Genomic DNA, 20570 nt, shown 5'->3' on the forward strand with positions numbered 1-20570 from the left:
GTTTCAGCCTTCCAACCAAACGTCGTCGTATTTCGGCTTGCCGAGCAGGTTCGGCCGGTAGCCCTGCACCTTCTTGTTCATCGCGACCAACTCGAACTGGAACGCCAGCGGCGCGACGAAGGCGTTCTCCATCACCAGCCGCTGCACGGTGGAGAACGCCTTGCGCCTGGTGTCGATGTCCTCCGAGGCGCGCGATTCCTTGATCGCGGCCTCGAGCTCGGCCGGCACCGGCGCGCGGCCGCCATTGTAATAGGCGTCCTTGGTGAACATCAGCGAATAGGTCAGGCTCGGGTCGGGCCGCCCGGTCCACGCCGAGAGCAGCCCGGCGCCCTTCTTCTCCGCACCGAAGAAGGCCGCGGAAGCTTCCGCGATCGGGGCGTTGACGAAGCGCACGCCGATGCCGGCCTTGCGCAGCTGCTCGATCAGGATCTCCTGACGCTGCACCGAATCCTGGTCCGGATAGCCGCCGAGCTCGATCTGGGTACCCTCCTTGAAGCCGGCCTCGGCGAGCAGCTTGCGCGCTCGGTCGGGATCATAGGGATAGAGTTTTGCGACCTCCGCGTCGTATGCCCAGTGCGCCTTCGGCAGGTTCATGTAGGCGGGCTCCGCAAGACCTGCGAGCGCGGCCTTGACGAAGGACTCGCGATCGATCGCGAAGTTCAGCGCCTGGCGGACCTTGAGATTGTCGAACGGCGGCTTGGCCCAGTTGAGGAAGATCTGAAGCACGTACAGCGTCGGGCCATGCACGACCTTGACGCTCGAGGCGCGCTCGATGATCACCTTCTGCCGCGGCGGCAGCTGGTAGATCAGATCGTTCTGCCCGGCGGTGACCGAGCGGGCGCCGGTGGTGAGCTCGGGAATGATCGAGATCTCGATGGCGTCGGGAAGCGGCCGCTCCGGCTTCCAATATTTCTCGTTGCGCTTGACCACGATCTTCTCGCCGTCGGCCCAGCTGACGAACGAATAGGCGCCGGCGCCGACCGGCTTGCGCGTCACGACGCCGCCCTCGGCGGCCTTCAGCGCCGTCGGCGACACCATCATGCCGGCGCGGTCGGAGAGGATGCCGGGGAGCGCGGTATCCGGTGTCTTCAGCTTCAACGTCACCTGCTGCGGGCCGGTGACCTCGACCGCGGCGACCGAGAGCAGATCGGCCTTGATGTTCGACTTCGCATCGCTGCGGTTGCGCTCGAGATTGAACTTGACCGCTTCCGCATCGAGCGGCGTGCCGTCATGGAAGGTGACGCCGGCGCGGATGTTGAGCACCAGCGTGGTGGGGTCGGTGAACTTCCAGCTTTCGGCGAGGCCAGGCTTCGGCTTCAGCGTATCGAACTCCCATTCGGTCAGCGTGTCGTACATCGTGAACAGGAAGGCGTGGTCGGAGCCGGCGCCGCCGGTCGCCGGATCGAGGCTCGACGGATTGGCGGGTGCCGAGATGCGCAAGGTGCCGCCCTTCTTCGGCGCGCCTTCCGCAAACGCGCGGCCGCCGAGTGTGGTGCTTGCCAATGCACCCGAGATCAGCGCCATGGCCTCGCGTCGTGTCGTCATTGTCATGGCGTCGTCTCCGGTTGTGAGTTCGGCGAAAAATTGGGGCGGTCGGCGAAATGGCAGGCGACCCAGTGATCGGGCTTCAGCTCGCGCCACTCCGGCACGCGGTCGGTGCAGAGCGGCTGCGCGTGCGGGCAGCGGGTGCGGAAGCGGCAACCCGAGGGCGGATCGATCGGGCTCGGCACCTCGCCCTGCAAGACGATGCGGCTCTCCTGCAGCATCGTGGACGGCAGCGGCCGCGGCTCGGCCGACAGCAGCGCGATCGTGTAGGGATGCAACGGCCGCTCGGCGACCTCTTCGGTCGGCCCGAGTTCGACGAACTGGCCGAGATACATGACCGCGACGCGCTCGCTGATATGCGAGACCACGGCGAGATCATGGGTGATGAAGACATAGGTCAGCCCGAGGTCGCGCTGCAGATCGGCAAACAGATTGAGCACGTCGCCGCGGATCGACATGTCGAGCGCGGCCACCACCTCGTCGCAGACGATCAGTTTTGGTTTGAGCGTCAGCGCGCGCGCGATCACGACGCGCTGCTTCTGGCCGCCGGACAGCTGGTGCGGGTAGCGCGCGCCGAACTCCTGCGGCAGGCCGACGCGCTCCAGCGCCTCCCGCGCCTGCCGCTCGCGCTCGGCACGGCTGCCGACACCTGCGAGTTCCAGCGGCTCCAGCACCGAGGCCAGAATGGTCATGCGCGGATTCAGCGCGGCGTTCGGGTCCTGGAAGATGATCTGATAGTCGCGGCGATGACTTTGGAATTCCCGGCGCGGCAGCGCCAGCGGATCGATGCCGTCATGCAGGATGGCGCCGGCGCTGGGATTGAGCAGGAACACCAGTGCGCGGCCGATCGTGGTCTTGCCCGATCCGGACTCCCCGATGATGCCGAAGGTCTCGCCACGGCGGACGTCGAAATTGACGCCATCGACCGCCTTCACGGTGGCGCGGCGGTCCGAGGTCTGGAAGCGGACCTGAAGGTCGCGCACCGAGACGATGGCATCGCGGCGGGGCTCGGCAGTGCCTGTGGTCATTGCGTCGCGACCTTCGCAGCCGCCGGCGCGCCGGGCGGATGCAGCGCACCCGGCAGATTGAGCTCGGCAAAGCGCCAGCAGCGCACTCTTCTGCCGCCGCCGGCGTCCTGCAGCTTCTGCTCGGCCTCGCAACCCTTCACCGCATGCGCGCAGCGGGCCCGAAAGCGGCAGCCGTTCGGCATCTCCGCGATCGACGGCACCCGGCCCGGGATCGACGGCAGGCGGCCGTGGCGCGGGCTCAGATGCGGCAGCGAGCGTAACAGTCCCGACGTATAGGGATGCAGCGGCCGCACCAAGGCCTCGTCGACGGTGGCGTCCTCGATCACCTCGCCGGCATACATCGTGATCATCCGCGTGCAGGTCTCGGCGACAACGCCGAGATCGTGGGTGATCAGCATCAGCGCGGTCTTCGAGGTCTCGCTGATGTCGCGCAGCAGCTCGAGAATCTGCGCCTGCACGGTGACGTCGAGCGCGGTGGTCGGCTCGTCCGCGATCAGAAGCTGCGGCCCGCAGATCAAACTCGCGGCGATCATCACACGCTGGCGCATGCCGCCGGACAGCTGGTGCGGATAGTCGTCGATCCGCCGCTCGGGCGAGGCGATGCCGACGCGGCGGAGCATCTCCAGCGTTTTGGCGCGCGCCTCCTCATGGGAAACATCGGTGTGGACGCGCAGAGTCTCGGCGATCTGGTGGCCGACGGTGAAGACCGGGTCGAGCGCGCTCATCGGCTCCTGGAAGATCATCGCGATCCGCTTGCCCCGGATCGCGCGCATCTGCCGCGCGCTGCAGGAGGCGAGATCGACGCCGTCGAACAGGATCTTGCCGTCGAGGCCGGCAAAATTGCCTGGCAACAATCGCAGGATCGACAGGCCGGTGATGGTCTTGCCGCAGCCGCTCTCGCCGACGATGCCGACGCGCTCGCCGGGCGCGATGTCGAAGTCGATGCGGCGCGTCGCCTGCCAGACGCCCTGCGCGGTCTTGAAGCGGATGCCGAGCCCGCGCACGGACAATAGCGGCCGCGCGCCGTCTCGCGCGCCCTCCGCCCTGCGCTGTGCCGGCTGACCTGCCTCCATCAGCCCGCCGCCCGCTTCTTCTCTTTCACCAGCTGCTCCTCCATCAGCATCTCGGTGCCGATGATGCCCTCGCGGGTGAGCTCATCGAGCTCGGCGTCGGAGAGCCCGAGCATGCCGCCTAGAATCTCGCTGTTATGCTCGCCGAGGGTCGGCGGCACCGAGCGAATCGCGAACGGCGCATCGCTCTCGCGAAACGGCATCGACGGCTGCGGATGTCGCCCGATGAACGCACGGTCGACCTGCTGGATGAAGCCGCGGGCGTGGAGCTGCGGATCCTCCAGGAGATCGATCGGCAGCCGCGCCACACCGGAGGCAACGCCGGCAGATTGCAGCGCGGTCATCGCCGCATCGGCATCGCGCGCCGCGGTCCAGGCCGTGATCGCAGCCTCGATCTCGCCCTCGAGGGCGCGGCGGCCCGCGGCCGTCTTGAGTGCCGCGTCCGCTGCCCAATCCTCGCGGCCGAGCAGCCGGGCGAGCTTTGGCCACATCGCGTCGTCGGACGCCGCGACGACGATCCAGTTGTCTTCTCCGGCGCAGCGAAAGCAGCCATGCGGCACGAAATCCGGATGGCGGTTGCCGTATTTGGTCGGCGGCTCGCCACTGGTCGAATGCGCCACGATCCAGGGCGCGGCGAACGGCATCATGCATTCGATCTGGGCGAGATCGATGAATTGCCCCTGCCCCGTCAGTTTGGCGTGGATCAGCGCGGTCAGCACCGCGGCGGCGCCGTTGAGCCCGCCGACGGCGTCGCCGAACGCGGTATGGCTCATGACCGGCGGACCAGCGGGATCGCCGACCACGCTGGGCAGGCCGGAGCCCTGCTCCAGGGTCGAGCCATAGGCGCGACAATCGCGATGCACGCTGCCGGCGCCGAACGCCGACATCGACATCATCACCAGCTTTGGATTGATCTTGCTCAGCACGTCGTAGCCGAGGCCGAGCTTGGGCAGCACCTCGACCGAATAATTGTCGACCACGAGGTCGGCATCGGCGAGCAGGCGCTTGGCCAATTCAAGCCCCTTCGGCCGGGTCAGATCGAGCGTGATGCCGCGCTTGTTGCGATTCATGATGCAGTAGCGCACCGACTTCTCGTACATCTGCTCCAGCACATAGGCCGGTCGGCGGTCGACGCCGCGCCACCAGTCCGGATACTGGGTCGCCTCGATCTTGATGACGTCGGCGCCGAGATCGGCGAGCGTGCGGGTGCAGATCGGCCCGGCCCAGCCCATCGAAAAGTCGACGACGCGGATGCCCTCGAGCGGCAAGCGATCGGTTGCAGCGGGCCTGGGCGCCGGCACGCGCGGCGCAGCCTCGCGCCTCGCCTGCTGCTCGCCGAGATCAGGCACCCGGCCGCCGCGCAGCGGCGGCGTTGCGGTCAGCCGCTGCATCGTGCCGGCGGAAAAGCCGGTCTCGTCGCCGATCGTGATCGGGACGATGGCACCACGTGCGCGCTTCTCCTCGTCGGCGATGAGATCCGCGACCTCCGGCACCGGCACGATTGGAACCCTGCGCTTGAGCCCTTCGGCGAACCACTCCTGCGCGGTGCGCTGCTTCAGCTTCGGCAATATCCTGCCTTCGATCTCGGCGACATGGCGCAGCCGGTCGACGCCCATGACCAGCGTCGGATCGTCGCGCAGCTCGTTGAGCCCGAGCATCTCGCAGAACGCGCGCCATTGCGCCGGGGTTACCGTGGTGACGCCGAGCCAGCCCTGCTTGGTCTCGTAGATTCCGACCGGAAAGGTCGGCCAGAACCGGTTGACGCCGATCCGCCGCATGATGTCGCCGCGCTGGAACGCCTCGAACATGATGTATTCGGTGACGGCGATGGAGGCCTCGAACAGGCTGAGATGGTTTTCCCGCCCGCGCCCATCGTGCATACGCCCGAGCACCGACGATGCGGCGGCGATGAAACCCCACAGCCCGCCCAGAATGCCGATCTGGAAATCCGGCGCATGCATCGGCGGTCCCTGCTCCGGACCGACCAGCTTCACAAGTCCGGTCAGCGCGCGGATCGTGGAGTCCGTCGCCGCGAAATTGGCGTAGGGACCGCGGTCGCCGAACCAGGCGAGATCGAGATGGATCAGACCGGGATTATCCCGCCTGATCGCGTCGAGATCGATCTCGGGACAATCCGCCGCAGCGATGCCGCGGCCATCGAGCAGGATGTCGCAGCCGGCAATCAGGTCCCGCAAGCGTGATGCCGCGTCCGCATCGCGCGTGTCGAGCACGACACTCGACTTGTTGAAGTTGAGAAACGCAAACCACGCGCTCTGGCCATTGGGCGTCAGCGGCGCGGCGCGGCGAAGCGGATCGCCGTGCCGCGGCTCGACCTTCTGCACGTCGGCGCCGAAATCGGCAAACAGCCGCGCGCAATAGCTCGTCGCCGCAGCACTTCCGATCTCGACAATCCGCAGATGCGACAACGCGCCCATCAGGCTTCCTCGCGACACATGACCAGCCGGTGACAGCGGCTGATTCAGTCTTCTTGTTGGGTGAACTTGAAGCCGCGCGACGAGTGTGATGCAAGTGGAATTTTCTTCCGCTTGACGGAATTAGCGAGCGTATGACCGAAGTTGCTGCTCAGCGCGAAGCGAAGATTGTGCAGCTAATTGCAGGTGAGCTGCGCTTCGAACCAGTGTTGCACTGAGTTCGACAATCGCGGCCATGCGCGCAAGACATGCGCGTATGAGGCAGCGCTCGCGCGGGTGATGCCGCGCAGTTCCTGCTCAATGGCGGGAAGATCAACACCGAGGCAACGGCCGGCCTTGGCGACGGTGCGACCATCGACCACAAGCTCTGACATCAGCGACGCATTGCCGCGTGCGAACAAGAGATCGAGCGGATCGGCATCGAGAATCTGATCACGCTCGAGGCGGTCGAGATCGATGCTGACGAAATCGGCCGGCGCACCGACCGCGAGCTCGCCGGTGCCCGGCGCGCCGGTGGCGCGGCGGCCGTTGCGGATCGCGAGCGTGAAGAATTCCTGAGCAGTCCATGTACGCTTGAAGCCGAGGCCGCCGTGCGTCATCTGCACCAGCCGCATCTCGCGCAGCACGTCGTCATCCTCATCGAGCGCGAGGCCATCGACGCCGACGGCAATCCCGCAACCGCAGGCGTGCGCCGCGGCGATCGGCGCGAGCCCCGAGCGCAGATGCAAGTTGGAGGAGAAATTGGTGACGATGCGCGCGCCCGACGCCGCGATCATCTCGAGCTCGTCGGGCCGAGCGTGGATGCAATGCGCGAGCGTCAGCCGCTCGGAGAGGAAGCCGATGTCGCGGAGATAGCGCACGATGCCGCCGGGAAAATGCTGGTCGGCCCAGGCGCGCTGGTAGATGGTCTCGAGCAGATGCATGTGAATGCGGCGGCCGGTCTGCGCAGAGTTCTCCGCGACTGCCTCCAGCAGCGGCTTCGAGCACCACTGCACCCCGGCCGGCCCAAGCTGCACATCAATCTTCGGCCCACCGATCGCAGCCGCGATGGCGTCGGTCAGCTCGATATACGCTTTTGGCGACATCGGGGCCCGCACGAACAGCTGCTCGATCATCTTGCGGTCGTCGGCCGGAAGGTCTGACAGCACCGGTTTGCTGTCGCCATAGACGATCGGGTTCTGGTCGCGCACCGCGATCGCAAAGGCGATGCGGATGCCGACATCGCCGGCGGCGCGCGCGATCGCCCTGGCCTCATCGAGCAACGGCATGGTACCGCTCGGACGGGTGTAGTGCACCATCATCGCCGCGCAGCCGGCCTGCGCAGCGCGGGCAAACGCCGAAGCCGCGGAGAGATAGGGATCGACCGGCGTGCCGACCACCGTGCGCAGGATCCAGCTCTCCAGCGGCATGCCGACCGCCCCGAAGCTCGAGGCGCGCGGGCGGGCGTGGTCGTGGGCGTTGACGAAGGCGGGAAGGATGAGGGAACGCGGGCCTGTCGCCGGGCGCGCGGCTTCGGAAATATCGGTGATGACGCCGCCGTCGTGACGGAGCACGACGTCGTTGCGGATGTCGTGGTCAGAACCGCAGAACAGACGGGTTGCCGTGACGTCCATCGGTCTCTCCGCCGTCATTGCGAGGAGCGGAGCGACGAAGCAATCCATCTATTCCCGTGCCGAAGAATGGATTGCTTCGCTTCGCTCGCAATGACGAGTAAACTTAATTCGCCGTATACACCAGCTCCCGCTCCGCACGCGGCGGCAGGAATTCCCGCGAAAACACTTCGGCCGGGGCCGGCGTGCGGGCGAGCTGGTAGCCTTCGACGATGAAGCCGATGGCGCGGGCCATGCGGTCGTCCCTGACGTCGCCGATGCCGATGTCCTTCATCTCCGGCGAGACGATCAGCTTCTCGAAGGAATATTGCAGCCGGCGTTTCTCGACATCGACATTGATCAGATTGTCATAGTTCAGCGCCGCCTTCATGGCCGCGTTCTGGTCCTTGGCAACCGCGATTGCGCCCTTGTTGATGGCGCGGACGAGGCCGGCGACCGCCTTCGGGTTCGAGGCGATCAGCTTGCGCGAGACCATCACGCCGTTGGAATAGAGGTCGAGCCCGTAATCGCCGAACGAGAACCATTTGAAGTCCTTGTCGGGGTCCTGGCGGTTCAGCACCAAATTGAAATAGCTCGTGATGTTGAACACCAGCGCGGCGTCGATGTCGCCCTTGATCAGCATCGGCTCCTGCAGGTTCGGCGCCATGTTGGAGACCTTGATCTTCTCGCCATCGAGCCCGTTCTTGTGCACGAACACCGGCAACAGCCGCGTGGTCGGCGTGCCCTGCGCGCCGCCGAGCGTGTGGCCCTCGAAATCCTTGATCGACTTGATGCCGCTCGAGTTCTTGGCGACGATCGCGAATGGCGGCTGGTTCCACATCATGTAGACCATGACCGGCGCATCCTGCGGCTTGGTCGCGGCGTTCTGGATGATCGCATTGACGTCGCCGAAGCCGGCGTCATAGGCGCCCGACATGATGCGCGTCACGGTCGCGCCGGAGCCCTCGCCCTGGTCGATCACGACGTTGAGGCCTTCCTCTTTGAAGTAGCCGTTGTCCTTGGCGTAGAAGAATGCGGCGTCCGAGCCTTGCGTCTTCCAGCCCAGCGTGAACTTGATGGTGGTTTCCTCGGCGCGCGCGGGAGCGGCGATCAGGGCCAATCCCAACAGCGCGGCGCTTACTTTTCTCAGCATCGAGATCTCCTTAAGCTTCATTGCTTGACGGTTGACGAAGTGTCTCAAGTGGCGATGACATTGTCCTTGCGTGTCGCCCAGCCGGTGACCTGGCCCTCGATCAGCGAGAACAGGACGTAGAGCGCGACGCCGAGACCGGCGAGCACGAACAGCCCGGCGAACACCAGCGGCACGTTGAAATTGGAGGACGCCGTCATCATGACGTTGCCGATGCCGCGGTTCGAGGCGACGGTTTCCGACAGCACCGCGCCGACGAAGGCGTAGGAGACCGCGACCTTCAGCGAGGCGAAGAAGAACGGCATCGTCCTCGGCAGGCCGACATTCCAGAGGATGTCGAATTTGCTGGCGCCGAGCGCCTTCAGCACGTCCTCGAGCTCGGGTTCGGTGGTGGCAAGACCGGTGGCGATATTGACGACGATCGGGAAGAAGCAGATCGACAACGAGGTCAACACCGCCGGCACGGTGCCGGAGCCGAACCACAGCACGAAGATCGGCACCACGGCGACCTTCGGGATCGACGAGAAGCCGACCAGCAGCGGATAACAGGTGTCGTAGGCGGTTTTTGACACCCCGATCACGGCACCGAGCGCGACGCCGAGCGCCACGCCGAGCACGAAGCCGATCATGGTGGTGACCAGGGTCTGCACGATGTGCGGCCACAGGATCGGGAATTTCTCGAACAGCGTGACGAAGATCTGCGACGGCCGCGGCAACACGAGGTCCGACATCCCCGTCATCAGGCAGAACAATTCCCAGGCGACGAAGAACAGCACGATCAGGGCGGCGGACCAGGCCTTCTGCCTGATATCTGACACGGACATGGTCAGGCTCCTTCTCGCGCCGCGGTGCGCGCATCGACGATGAAGGCGCGGAGCTTCTGGTTGAGCGCGACGAAGTCGGGCTCGAAGGTCATCGCGACGGTACGCGGACGGGCGAAATCGACCCTTGAGTCGTCGAGGATGCGGCCGGGCCGCGCGCTCATCACGCAGATGCGGCTGGCGAGGAAGCCGGCCTCGCGCAGATCATGGGTGACCAGCAGCACGGTCGGCCTGTGGGTCATCCAGAGCTGCTGGAGGATTCCCCACAGCTCCTCGCGGGTGAACTGGTCGAGCGCGCCGAACGGCTCGTCGAGCAGCAGCATGCGCGGCTCGTGGATCAGCGCGCGGCACAGATTGGCGCGCTGGAGCATGCCGCCGGAGAGCTGCCAGGGATAGCGGCCGCCAAAGCCCTTCAGCCCGACCTGCTCGAGCAGCGTGTTGGCCTTGTCGCGGAACTCGGTCTTGCGCAGCTTGCGGAATTGCGAGCGGAACGGCTCGACGATCTTCAGCGGCAGCATGATGTTCTTTTCGATCGTCATCCACGGCAGCATGGTCGGGTTCTGGAACGCCATGCCGACCCGCATCGCGCGCGCCGCGACCTCGCGGCCGCCGACGATGACGACGCCGGTGGTCGGCCGCGCCAGGCCTGAAACCAGCCGCAGGATGGTGGACTTGCCGCAGCCGGACGGGCCGACCAGCGCGACGAACTCGCCGTCGGCGATCCGCAGCGTGGTTGTCGACAGGGCCGGCACGGCGCGGGCGCCGCGGCCGAAGGTCACGGAGGCGTCCGACAGCTCGATCGCGGTCGGCGCGGATCCGGCGGCCATCGGCTCGCCGGCAAATTCGGAGTTTGGTTGCATGCGCATCACGAGCAAAGTGCATGCAAGCCGGATGCCAGCGGCCGTAGCGTTAAAAATCAAGGAGATCGCGCGTGCCGCGCCTCAAAGGCCGGATTCCTTTTGAGCAATCCGCGGCTCAAACTGCATGCAATTCGAGCGCCCGATTGCTCTGGCGGTATGATAAAGAGGCGTTCGAAGCACCTTCGAGAGGGATTCGCGGCAATGGCGGGGCGCGCCGACAGCAGCAAGACGGCTGAATCGTCAGACAAGGTCAGCGTGATCTGCCGCGCGCTGCGGCGCGCGATCATCGAGCAGGCGCTGGAGCCCGGCGCCAAGCTGCCCGAGGATTCGCTTGGCGAGCGCTTCGGCGTCAGCCGCACCATCGCGCGGCATGCGCTCGGGCAATTGGCGGCGGAAGGCCTGGTCGAACTGCGCCGCAACCGCATCGCCGTGGTGGCGACGCCGAGCTGGCAGGAGGCGCGCGATGCCTTCGACATCCGCATCGAGCTCGAGCGGCTGGTGGTGCGGCAACTCGCGGGCAAGCTGACCAAGGCGCAGATCGCCGAGCTCACCGCCCATGTCGACGCCGAGGATCGGGCCCGCGACGGCACCGACGCGGTGTCGATCCGGCTCGCCACCGAATTCCACATCCTGCTCGCCCACATGACGAGCAGCCCGATCCTGGTGCGCTATGTCAGCGAGGTCGCCTACCGCTGCTGCCTGACGCTGTCGCTCTACAGCCGGCCGCATTCGTCGGAATGCGCGATCAACGAGCACCGTGCGATCATCGCCGCGCTGGCGAAAGGCGACGTCGACAAGGTGATGGGGCTGATGCACAGCCATCTGGATTCCGTGGCGACCCGCGCGCTGGTCGCGCCAAGCCCGCAGCGCGGCCGCGATCTGCTGGATATTCTGGCCCCCTATGCCGACGAGGCAACCGGCGAAAAGGTGGTGAAGCTGCCGAAGGCGGCGCGGCGCTGATGACTAGCTGCGCTTTACGACCGTCATCTTGAGGAGACTCCGTCGCTCTATCGCCGTCATCCTGAGGAGCGCGTAGCGCGTCTCGAAGGATGCATGGCCCCGCTGGTGGCCGTCGATCCTTCGAGACGCGCGCAAGAGCGCGCTCCTCAGGATGACGGAAGAACGACGGCAGGCGATACTTTACGCCTCGATCCCCCGCTGAATCAAAATCCGCTCGGCGCTGTCGTTCCAGACGTCCATCTTGACGATCTGCCCGCCCCGCACCACGAAGCGGTCGACATAGCGGTTGCCTTCGAACGGCGTGCCGTCGGTCCATTCGCCGTAGAGCGTGCCGACGCTGTAGACGACGGTCTCGTCCGTGCCGGGGCAGACATCGAAGCGGTCCATCTTCTTCTTCACCCAGCGATAGCGCTTCGCGTTGAAGCCGGTCGGCCCGCGCGGATGGTCGAATTCGCGCCCGCCGGTGAAGGTGATCACCGTGCCCGGCTTCATATAGGCCGCGGCCGCATCCGGATCGGGGATCATCGACGCCGTCAGATAGGCCTCGACGATCTCGGCATCGGACATCGGGCGGGCATCGGCTTTGGCGGGTGCGGACATGGGGCCTCCAGGAATAATCAGGACTCTACAATCTGCCGGCAAAAGTGTATGCATATTTTTTAGACAATCGAACCATAAAACTGCACACAATCTGGTGCTGCCGGATCCTGGCCGTTCCGCTAGGCTCAGACCACCCTGATGTTTCCCTCGCCGATGATCGCGAAACCTGCCTTCGACCTCGTCTTCCGCAATGCCGTGACGCGCAGCTCTGCCGCCGCGGTCGATATCGGCATCGCCGGCGGCAGGATCGCCGCGATCGCGCCGCGCCTCGTGTGCGAGGCGGTCGACGTCGACCTCAACGGCCGGCTGGCGTTGCCCGGCTTCGTCGACACCCATATCCATCTCGACAAGGCCTGCCTGCTCGGCCGCTGCGGCCACGATCATGCCAGCCTCGGCGAGGCGATCCGCGCGGTGTCGGCGATGAAGCGCGACTTCACGATCGAGGATGTCTATGCGCGCGGCTCAAAAGTGATCGAGCGCGCGATCACGGCGGGCACCACGCGGATGCGGACGCATGTCGAGATCGACCCGCGGATCGGGCTGCGCGGCTTCGAGGCGGTCAAGGCCTTGAAACGCGACTATGCCTGGGCGCTCGACCTCTCGCTTTGCGCCTTTCCGCAGGAGGGCCTGACCAACGATCCCGGCGCCGACGAACTCTTGCTCGCGGCGCTCAACGACGGTGCCAAGGCGGTCGGCGGCTGCCCCTATGTCGACAGCGATCCGAATGCGCATATCGCGCGCATCTTCGACCTCGCGCAGGAGTTCGACGTCGATGTCGACCTCCATCTCGATTTCGACCTCGATCCCTCCTGGTGGCACATGGAGGAGGTCTGCCGGCAGACCGAGCGGCGCAACTATCACGGACGCGTCGCGATCGGGCACGCCACCAAACTCTCCGCGCTGCCGCCTGATCGGCTGAAGGCGGCGAGCACGCGCCTCGCAGAGGCCGGTGTCGCGGTCACCGTGCTGCCGGCGACCGATCTCTATCTGATGGGCCGCGACGCCACCCACAACGCGCCGCGCGGGCTGACCGCCGCGCACCGGCTCGTCGCCGATGGCGTGCTGTGCTCGGTCGCGACCAACAATGTGCAAAATCCCTTCACGCCGTTCGGCGATGCTTCGCTGCTGCGGATGGCCAATCTCTACGCCAATGCGGCGCATGCCGGGATCGGCGAGTTCGACGCCTGCCTCGATCTCGTCACCGACCTGCCGGCACGGCTGATGAACCTGAAGGATTACGGCATCGCGGTCGGCAACCCCGCCGACATCGTCGTGCTCGATACCGACAGCGGAACCAACGCGATCGCCGAGCTGCCCGACGTGCTGATGGGCTTCAAGCGCGGCCGCAAGACCTTCGAACGGCAGCGGCCGACATTGTTCCGGCCTGACACCGAGATGTTTGTCCCGTCATCCTGAGGCGCGAGCTCTTGCGAGCCTCGAAGGATGCACGGCCCCGTGAGATCCATGCGGAAAGAGCCGGGCCGTCGCCCTTCGAGACGCGCGCAAGAGCGCGCTCCTCAGGGTGACGGTGAACGAAGAGGCGAGTGCCGCCTTGCCAATACGCATTGTCGCCTTGCCCTGGCGCGAATTGACGCCCTCGCCGATCCGTTGTTGAACGTCCTCAACACCAACAAACAACCCGGGCAGGAAACCATGAGCAAATCCACCACAATCAAAAGCGTCGAGACGCTCGCCTGCGATGCCGGCTGGCGGAATTATCACTTCGTCAAGGTGACGACCACGGACGGGCTGGTCGGCTGGAGCGAATATGACGAGGGCTTTGGCGCGCCCGGCGTGACGGCGGCGATCGAGCGGCTGTCGGCGCGGGTGGTCGGCAAGAACGCGTTCGAGCACGAGCGGATCTATGTCGAGCTGTTCGCCGCGACGCGCCCTGCCGCCGGCGGCGTGGTGGCGCTGGCGCTCGGGGCGATCGAGAACGCGCTGCTCGACGTCAAGGCCAAGGCGCTCGGCGTGCCCTGCTACGACCTGCTCGGCGGCAAGGTCCGCGACCGCGTGCGGGTGTACTGGTCGCATTGCGCGACCTGGCGCATCAATCATCCCGACTGGTACAAGCCGGCGATCACCGATCTCGACGGCGTCAAGGCGATCGGGGCCGAAGTGCGCGAGAAGAAATTCACGGCGATGAAGACCAACATCTTCGTCTATACCGACGGCAAGCCGCAAGGCTGGCGCCCCGGCTTCGGCTCGCCGTTCCAGCCCGAGATCAATATCGACCGCACTGTGCTGCGCAATCTCTGCATGCACCTGGAGGCGATCCGCGACGGCGCGGGGCCGGATGTCGATCTCCTGCTCGACCTCAACTTCAACGCCAAGACCGAGGGCTATCTGAAAATCCTGCGCGCCATCGAGAAGATGGACATGTTCTGGGTCGAGATCGATACCTTCAATCCGCAGGCGCTCGGCTACATCCGCCGCCAGAGCCCGCACCCGATCTCGTCCTGCGAGACGCTGCTCGGCCTGCGCGAATTCCTGCCCTATTTCACCGAGCAGGCGATGGACGTCGCGATCATCGACACGCCATGGAACGGGGTCTGGCAGTCGATGAAGATCGCCGCCGCCGCCGAGCATTTCGAGGTCAACGTCGCGCCGCATAATTTCTACGGCCACCTCTGCACCATGATGAATGCGCATTTCTGCGCCGCGGTGCCGAACCTGCGCATCATGGAGACGGACATCGATCGGCTGGCCTGGGACCACGAGTTGTTCACCCACGTGCCTGAATTCGTCGACGGCCATCTGGTGATCCCGGATCGTCCGGGCTGGGGCACCGAGCCGAACGAGGAAGGCCTGCGCGCACATCCGCCGAAGAACAAGGGCGGGCTGCTGAATTATGGATTGAAGAAGTAAACTCTCTCCACACCGTCGTCCCGGCGAAAGCCGGGACCCATAACCACCGCTGCGTGGTGTGAAAAGGATTGTTGCCCCAGCGACGCACAACAACTGAGAGTTGGGGTAATGGGTCCCGGCCTTCGCCGGGACGACGCATGACCCAACTCAACGGCCCTCAATTATCCTCGCGCACCGCCGTGAACGCGCTGTCGATCACGTCGCCGATCGGCTGCCAGGCATTGCCGTCGAACTGGACCAGGCGCATCTGCTTGATCGGGCGGAAGTCCTTCGGTCCGGTGTTGATCACGATCCCCGGCAGCGCGATCGGGCTCTGGTAGTCCTTCAGCGACGCGGCCTGGCGCATGATGTTCTCGCGCGACAGATCGTCGCCGCACTGGCGCAGCACCTGCATCAGCGTATCCGCGGCGGCGTAGCCGAACACGGCGTAGATGTCGTCCTTGTCGCCGTCGGGATAATACTTGTCCATGAAGGCGAGCCACGCCTTGATCTGCGGATCGTCCTTCCAGGAGGCATCGCCGGCATCCTTGAGGAACGAGGTCGAGATCACACCGAGCGAATTCTGCAGGCCCGCCGGCCGCAAGGCGCTGGCGATCGAGGCCGAGGCATTGTCGAGGATGAACACCGGATGCCAGTCGAGGTCGGCGGCGACGCGGATCGCGCGCGCCGCGATCGCCGGCGCGCCGTCGAACACCAGAATATCGGCGCCGGAGTTCTTCAAAATTCCGATCTGGTTCTGGATCGCGGTCTCCGATGCATCGAAGGCGAGATCGGCGACGATCATGCCGGCGGTGTCGCCGAGCCCCTCCTGCAATCCCTTGAACAGGTCGCGGCCGAACTGGTCGTTCTGCCAGAGCACCGCGATCTTGCGCGAGGGATAGGCGGCCTGGATGTAATTGGCGTAGATCCGCCCCTCGGCGCGGAAGGTCGGCTGCCAGCCCATGGTCCAGGGAAAGGTCGCAGGATGCGCCCACGCCTCGTCGCCGGAAGCGACGAACAGCTGCGGGACCTTGTTCTCGTTGAGGTACTTCCGGACCGCGAGGTTGCTCGGCGTGCCGAACGAACCGAACATCAACAGCACGTCCTGCTTCTCGACGAGATCGCGGGTCTGCTCCATCGCGATCTTCGGATTGGAGCTGTCATCGACCGAGACGAACCTGACCTTGCGGCCGTTGATGCCGCCGTGCTCGTTGACCATGTCGAAATAGGCCGCCTCCGCCCGCCCGATGGTCGCGAACGCCGCGAGCGGCCCGGTATAGGGCATGACGTTGCCGACGCGGATCTCGTTGCCGGCCGCCGTCTGCGCCTGCTGCGCGCGCAACGGCGCCGCCGCGAGGACAGCTGCGAGGACCAGGGACATCGAAAGCGCAGTTTGTCTTTTTGTTTGCATCAACATCGCCACAAACGCCGGCGGCTGGCCGGCGCTCCTCCCGAGCGAGCGGAGTTTATCGCCCAAGCCAATGCCCGAAAAATGAAATGTTGATGGCGGAGGCGGGCCTTCTTTCACCTCCCCCGCAAGCGCAGGGCAATCGCATATGGCAGCGAAAAGCTTGGCGGCGCTATTTCCACATCGTCATGGCCGGGCTTGTCCCGGCCATCCACGTCTTTTTCGCGCGGAAACCAAGACGTGGATGCCCGGCACAAGGCCGGGCATGACGAGTCCGTGGAGGGATCGAGCGCACATGCGATAGCCCTGCCCGCAAGCGGGAGAGGGAGTGCAGTTCCGACTTGGCGATCAGCGCAATGTTATGTCGAGCCAGCCCAGCGGGTTGACCGCGACGCGGTCGCCGCTGTCGACCAGGACGGTCGTGGTTTCAGCCTCAATGATCGCGGGACCGGCCAGCGCTTGGCCCGGCCTGAGATCGTCGAGCGCGTAGACCGGCACCTCGCGCCAGGCACCGAACCAGGCCTGCCGCTTGCCGCGCGGCGCACAGGGTGCAGCCGAGTTGGCCTTGCCGGCATCACTGCTGCCGCGCGCCACCTTGCCGACCGCGGCGACGCGGGCATTGACGAACACCACCTCCTGACCGCGCGAGGCATAGGTGTAGAGCTCCTCGTGGCGGCGATGGAAGCGCTCCTCGATCTGTGCCACCAGGTCCGCGGCGCCGAGATCGAGCTCGCCGAGCGGCACATCGATCTCGAACACCTGCTCGCCGTAGCGCATCTCGGCCGAGCGCTCGATCGCGATGTCGTCCTTGAACCAGTCGCGCAGCCGCCCCGCCGCCTGCGCTTCCAGCCCGGCGAACAAGGCGCGAACTTCGTCGGCGGAAATCCGGCCCGTGCCGTAATGGGTGCGGCTGACCTCGTAGCGCAGATCGCTGGTCAGCATACCCCAGGCCGAAAGCACAGAGGCGACCGTCGGCACGATAATGCGCTTGATCTCGAGCTCGCGCGCGACCTCGGCGGCGTGCATGCCGGCGGCGCCGCCGAAGCTGAGCAGCGCGAATTTGCGCGGATCGACGCCGCGGCGCAAGGTCATCAGGCGGATGCCGTCGGCCATCTTCAGATTGATCATCTTGTAGATGCCGGCGGCAGCCTCGATCCGCGACAGCTCGAGCGCTGCGGCAATCTGATCCACCGCCGTTTCCGACGCCGCGCGGTCGAGCGGGCGCGCGCCGCCCATGAAGGCGGCGGCGTCGAGATAACCGAGCACGACATTGGCATCGGTGACGGTGGCAGCCGTGCCGCCATTGCCGTAGCAGGCCGGGCCCGGCACCGAGCCCGCGCTCTCCGGCCCGACCCGCAGCGTGCGGCCGCCGTCGACACTCGCGATCGAGCCGCCGCCGGCGGCGATGCTGGCGATGTCGAGGCTGCGCAGCGCGATGCGCTGGCCGGCGAGCATGCCATCCGCCGACAGCGAGGCCTGGCCATCTGCGATCAGCGAGATGTCGGTCGAGGTGCCGCCCATGTCGAACGGCACGAGATCGGGGATCCCGAGCATCTCGGCGCAGCGGCGGCTGCCGGAGATGCCGCCGGCCGGCCCCGACAGCACCGTGCCCGCGGCGAGCCGCGAGGCTTCCTCCACCGGCGCCATGCCGCCATGCGACAGCACGACGAACAGCGAGCCCTTGAAGCCCGCCTCATGCAGGCTGCGCTCCAGATTGGTGAGATAGCCCCGCACCGTCGGCGCGACATAGGCGTTCACGATCGTGGTCGAGACGCGCTCATATTCCTTGATCTGCGGCAGCACGTCGCTCGAGCGCGACACGCTGACGTCGGGCAGCTCCTTGGCCAGTTGCTCGACGGCGGCAAGCTCATGCGCCGGGTTGAGATAGGCATGCAGAAAGCAGACCGCGACGGAATTCGCACCCGAACGTTTCACCTCGGCGATGACGTCGCCGAGCGCGGCGGCATCGAGCACAACCGCGGCGCTGCCGTCGGCCTTCAGCCGCTCGCGCACGCCGAAGCGACGCTCGCGCGGCACCAGCGGCTCCGGCGGCGGCGTGCGCAGATCGTAGCGGTCCGGCTTCAGCCCTTCGCGCATCTCGACGACATCGCGGTGGCCTTCGGTGGTCAAGAGCGCAACCTTCGCGCCCTTGCGCTCGAGCAGCGCATTGGTCGCAACCGTCGTGCCGTGCACCAGGCGATCGGTCGCGGCGAGCATCGCCGCGCGCGTCACGCCGAGGCGGCGCGCCAACTCTTCCAGTCCCGCCATGACGCCGATCGACTGATCGGCCGGCGTGGACGGCGATTTCGCAAAAACGGTGCGCCCGCTTTGATCCGTCGCAACCAGGTCGGTGTAAGTGCCGCCGACGTCGACCCCAATCGTGTACATCGCTGCCTACACCGCTTTCGAAACCAAACCTTGCGCAAGATCGCGCGCCCGCGCTTCCGCCGAGCGTTTCTCCGGTGGACCCCAGCCGCCGCCGCCGGAGGACCGGATCTCGAGGCAGTCGCCCGGACGAAGCTCGATGCCGACCTCTTTGGTCTTCAACACGCGCGGCTCGCGTCCTTCCGACAAGAGGCGATAGTGATGCGGCTCGCCGTCCTTGCCGCCGAGCATGCCGCAGGGACCATGGCGCGCGCCGTCGCCGGCGGTGTTGCCCTTGGCCGGCTTTTGCGTCTCCAGCACCATGTCGAGCGCGACGCCAAGGCCGCCGCGATGCTGGCCGTCGCCGCCGGAGTCCGGCCGGAATTCGTGCTGGCGGAAATGCAGGGGAAAGCGCACCTCGGCCACCTCGATGCTGCCGAATTTGAGCCCGCCGACCGAGTGCCATTCGCCGATCGACGAATAACCGTCGCCGCCCGGCGAGGCGCCGCCGCCGGGTCGAGCCTGGAACATGTGCCAGATGAAATTCCGTCCGTTGCGCGGGTCCTCACCCTGGATCGCGATGCGGAAACGGCGCCCCCAGCCGCCCATCACGCGATCCGGACAGGACGCCGACATCGCCTTGATGATGGCTTCGACGATCTCGTTGGAGGGATGGCTGGTGCACAACGTGACGGGACGGCCGGGATCAGCCCAGACAATCGTGCCCTGCTTCGCCACCACCTTGAGCGGCCGCAGCGCGCCGGTGTTCTTGGGAATGTCGGCGTCGATCAGATAGGCAAAGGCCATCGCGACCGCCGCCTGCATGTTGGCATGCGACGAATTGACGAAGCTGGTCGACTGCGGATCGGAGCCGGTGAGATCGACCTCGAGGTCGCTGCCCTTCTTCGTCACCTTGGCGGCGATCTTGATGTCGGTGCGGCCGTGGCCGTCATCGTCGAGCAGCGCCTCGCCATGGAACACGCCGTCCTTCCAGCTCGACACCACGGCGCGGGTCTGCTGCTCGGTCGCGTCCAGAATCGCCTCGATCGCAGCTTCGACCGTCTCCGCGCCGAACTCGCTGAACAGTTTGGAGACGCGGCGCTCGCCGAGATGCGCGGCCCCGAGCATTGCCGCGAGGTCGCCGCGGAATTCCCTGGGGTTGCGGATGTTGAGCGCCAGCAGGTCGAGCAGATCCTCGCGCGGCTTGCCGGCCTCGTAGAGCTTGATCGGCGGAATGCGGATGCCTTCCTGATAGATCTCGGTGGCGGCTGGATTGTAGGCGCCGTGGGTGGCGCCGCCGATGTCGCTCTGATGCGCACGCACGATGGTCCAGAGCAGCCGCTTGCCGCCGTCGAATACCGGCACGAATGCGGTGAGGTCCGGCAGATGGCTGCCGCCTTGATAAGGATCGTTGAGCAGGATGACGTCGCCGGGCGCGACATCCTTGAAGCGCTCCTCGACCGCCAGCGTCGCCCAGGGCAAGGCGCCGACATGAACAGGAATGTGGTCGGCCTGCGCGATCAGCCGCCCGTTGGTGTCGCAGATCGCCAGCGAGAAATCGCGGCTGGAATTGAGGATCTGCGAATAGGAAGTGCGAAGCATGGCTTCGCCCATCTGCTTCACGATCGACGACAGGCGGTGCTGGACGACGGAGCGGGTGATTGGATCGATCTTGGCGGACATTTTGGCCTTCTTGGCGCGAGGACTTGCGCAGGGAGGATGGTGGAACCGGTCGATCGAAACCGGAATTCCTTCTTATAGCCAGTGGCTTGCGGATCGCAAATCGGCTGCCCCGGCCGAAACGGATCATTCCGGCGATCAGCAAGTCGTGATCGACAAGAATCTGCCTGACGACGGAATAGAACTCACGCTGCTGCGTCCCACCCATGCAAGCCG

At 65.9% G+C, this 20570-nt stretch carries 15 protein-coding genes; 3 read left to right on the forward strand and 12 right to left on the reverse strand.

What is annotated here, in order from left to right:
* Positions 1 to 3: 3 nt before the first annotated feature.
* The 8 genes from QA635_RS29820 to QA635_RS29855 form a co-directional block, all read right to left on the reverse strand.
* Positions 4 to 1551, reverse strand: coding sequence for an ABC transporter substrate-binding protein (locus QA635_RS29820; protein WP_283063079.1), 1548 nt, complete (start codon positions 1549 to 1551; stop codon positions 4 to 6).
* Positions 1548 to 2573, reverse strand: coding sequence for an ABC transporter ATP-binding protein (locus QA635_RS29825; RefSeq protein WP_283063080.1), 1026 nt, complete (start codon positions 2571 to 2573; stop codon positions 1548 to 1550). Before QA635_RS29825 ends, QA635_RS29820 begins: the two co-directional genes overlap by 4 nt.
* Positions 2570 to 3646, reverse strand: a complete 1077-nt coding sequence (locus QA635_RS29830) for an ABC transporter ATP-binding protein (protein ID WP_028343666.1) — start codon at positions 3644 to 3646, stop codon at positions 2570 to 2572. The genes QA635_RS29825 and QA635_RS29830 overlap by 4 nt, the downstream gene beginning before the upstream one ends.
* Positions 3646 to 6078, reverse strand: coding sequence for a CaiB/BaiF CoA transferase family protein (locus QA635_RS29835; protein ID WP_283063081.1), 2433 nt, complete (start codon positions 6076 to 6078; stop codon positions 3646 to 3648). The genes QA635_RS29830 and QA635_RS29835 overlap by 1 nt, the downstream gene beginning before the upstream one ends.
* A 173-nt stretch (positions 6079 to 6251) precedes the next feature.
* The gene (locus QA635_RS29840) at positions 6252 to 7688 is read right to left on the reverse strand and encodes an amidohydrolase family protein (RefSeq protein ID WP_283063082.1); all 1437 of its coding nucleotides are present in this window, start codon (positions 7686 to 7688) and stop codon (positions 6252 to 6254) included.
* A 103-nt stretch (positions 7689 to 7791) separates the two neighbouring features.
* Positions 7792 to 8817 carry an ABC transporter substrate-binding protein gene (locus tag QA635_RS29845; RefSeq protein WP_283063083.1) on the reverse strand — a complete coding sequence of 342 codons (1026 nt, stop codon included), beginning with the start codon at positions 8815 to 8817 and terminating at the stop codon, positions 7792 to 7794.
* A gap of 44 nt (positions 8818 to 8861) precedes the next feature.
* Positions 8862 to 9638 (reverse strand): ABC transporter permease, encoded by a 777-nt coding sequence (locus QA635_RS29850; protein WP_050425957.1) that lies wholly within the window; start codon positions 9636 to 9638, stop codon positions 8862 to 8864.
* Positions 9639 to 9640: 2 nt separating this feature from the next.
* On the reverse strand, positions 9641 to 10495 hold the full coding sequence (locus QA635_RS29855) for an ABC transporter ATP-binding protein (protein WP_283063085.1): 855 nt from the start codon (positions 10493 to 10495) through the stop codon (positions 9641 to 9643).
* A 201-nt stretch (positions 10496 to 10696) separates the two neighbouring features.
* Between QA635_RS29855 and QA635_RS29860 the strand changes: the two genes are divergently transcribed.
* Positions 10697 to 11455 (forward strand): GntR family transcriptional regulator, encoded by a 759-nt coding sequence (locus tag QA635_RS29860; RefSeq protein ID WP_283063086.1) that lies wholly within the window; start codon positions 10697 to 10699, stop codon positions 11453 to 11455.
* Positions 11456 to 11635: 180 nt separating this feature from the next.
* On the opposite strand, the gene QA635_RS29865 is transcribed toward QA635_RS29860, so the two are convergent.
* Positions 11636 to 12055: a nuclear transport factor 2-like protein gene (locus QA635_RS29865; RefSeq protein ID WP_283063087.1), complete on the reverse strand. Its 420-nt coding sequence runs from the start codon at positions 12053 to 12055 to the stop codon at positions 11636 to 11638.
* Positions 12056 to 12208: 153 nt separating this feature from the next.
* Here QA635_RS29865 and QA635_RS29870 point away from each other — a divergent pair, with 153 nt between their 5' ends.
* Both QA635_RS29870 and QA635_RS29875 read left to right on the forward strand, forming a co-directional pair.
* Positions 12209 to 13471 (forward strand): amidohydrolase family protein, encoded by a 1263-nt coding sequence (locus QA635_RS29870; protein WP_283063088.1) that lies wholly within the window; start codon positions 12209 to 12211, stop codon positions 13469 to 13471.
* Between the two features lie 237 nt (positions 13472 to 13708).
* Positions 13709 to 14923: a mandelate racemase/muconate lactonizing enzyme family protein gene (locus QA635_RS29875; protein ID WP_283063089.1), complete on the forward strand. Its 1215-nt coding sequence runs from the start codon at positions 13709 to 13711 to the stop codon at positions 14921 to 14923.
* Positions 14924 to 15080: 157 nt separating this feature from the next.
* Here the strand turns inward: QA635_RS29875 and QA635_RS29880 are convergent, their stop codons facing one another.
* The 3 genes from QA635_RS29880 to QA635_RS29890 form a co-directional block, all read right to left on the reverse strand.
* A complete protein-coding gene (locus QA635_RS29880) occupies positions 15081 to 16283 on the reverse strand; it encodes an ABC transporter substrate-binding protein (protein ID WP_341850394.1) in 1203 nt (400 codons plus the stop codon).
* A 375-nt stretch (positions 16284 to 16658) separates the two neighbouring features.
* The gene (locus QA635_RS29885; protein WP_283063093.1) at positions 16659 to 18698 is read right to left on the reverse strand and encodes a hydantoinase/oxoprolinase family protein; all 2040 of its coding nucleotides are present in this window, start codon (positions 18696 to 18698) and stop codon (positions 16659 to 16661) included.
* Between the two features lie 6 nt (positions 18699 to 18704).
* Positions 18705 to 20357, reverse strand: a complete 1653-nt coding sequence (locus tag QA635_RS29890) for a hydantoinase B/oxoprolinase family protein (RefSeq protein ID WP_283063094.1) — start codon at positions 20355 to 20357, stop codon at positions 18705 to 18707.
* Positions 20358 to 20570: the final 213 nt, after the last annotated feature.

Origin of the sequence: Bradyrhizobium brasilense (genome assembly GCF_029714345.1) — a bacterium.
Lineage (GTDB): Bacteria > Pseudomonadota > Alphaproteobacteria > Rhizobiales > Xanthobacteraceae > Bradyrhizobium > Bradyrhizobium australafricanum.

Coding starts and splice junctions, on each gene's coding strand:
- QA635_RS29850 (WP_050425957.1), bottom strand. CDS start 9,638: ATGTCCGTGTCAGATATCAGGCAGAAGGCCTGGTCCGCCGCCCTGATC.
- QA635_RS29875 (WP_283063089.1), top strand. CDS start 13,709: ATGAGCAAATCCACCACAATCAAAAGCGTCGAGACGCTCGCCTGCGAT.
- QA635_RS29845 (WP_283063083.1), bottom strand. CDS start 8,817: ATGCTGAGAAAAGTAAGCGCCGCGCTGTTGGGATTGGCCCTGATCGCC.
- QA635_RS29860 (WP_283063086.1), top strand. CDS start 10,697: ATGGCGGGGCGCGCCGACAGCAGCAAGACGGCTGAATCGTCAGACAAG.
- QA635_RS29835 (WP_283063081.1), bottom strand. CDS start 6,078: ATGGGCGCGTTGTCGCATCTGCGGATTGTCGAGATCGGAAGTGCTGCG.
- QA635_RS29840 (WP_283063082.1), bottom strand. CDS start 7,688: ATGGACGTCACGGCAACCCGTCTGTTCTGCGGTTCTGACCACGACATC.
- QA635_RS29865 (WP_283063087.1), bottom strand. CDS start 12,055: ATGTCCGCACCCGCCAAAGCCGATGCCCGCCCGATGTCCGATGCCGAG.
- QA635_RS29830 (WP_028343666.1), bottom strand. CDS start 3,646: ATGGAGGCAGGTCAGCCGGCACAGCGCAGGGCGGAGGGCGCGCGAGAC.
- QA635_RS29885 (WP_283063093.1), bottom strand. CDS start 18,698: ATGTACACGATTGGGGTCGACGTCGGCGGCACTTACACCGACCTGGTT.
- QA635_RS29825 (WP_283063080.1), bottom strand. CDS start 2,573: ATGACCACAGGCACTGCCGAGCCCCGCCGCGATGCCATCGTCTCGGTG.
- QA635_RS29890 (WP_283063094.1), bottom strand. CDS start 20,357: ATGTCCGCCAAGATCGATCCAATCACCCGCTCCGTCGTCCAGCACCGC.
- QA635_RS29870 (WP_283063088.1), top strand. CDS start 12,209: ATGATCGCGAAACCTGCCTTCGACCTCGTCTTCCGCAATGCCGTGACG.
- QA635_RS29855 (WP_283063085.1), bottom strand. CDS start 10,495: ATGCAACCAAACTCCGAATTTGCCGGCGAGCCGATGGCCGCCGGATCC.
- QA635_RS29880 (WP_341850394.1), bottom strand. CDS start 16,283: ATGTCCCTGGTCCTCGCAGCTGTCCTCGCGGCGGCGCCGTTGCGCGCG.
- QA635_RS29820 (WP_283063079.1), bottom strand. CDS start 1,551: ATGACAATGACGACACGACGCGAGGCCATGGCGCTGATCTCGGGTGCA.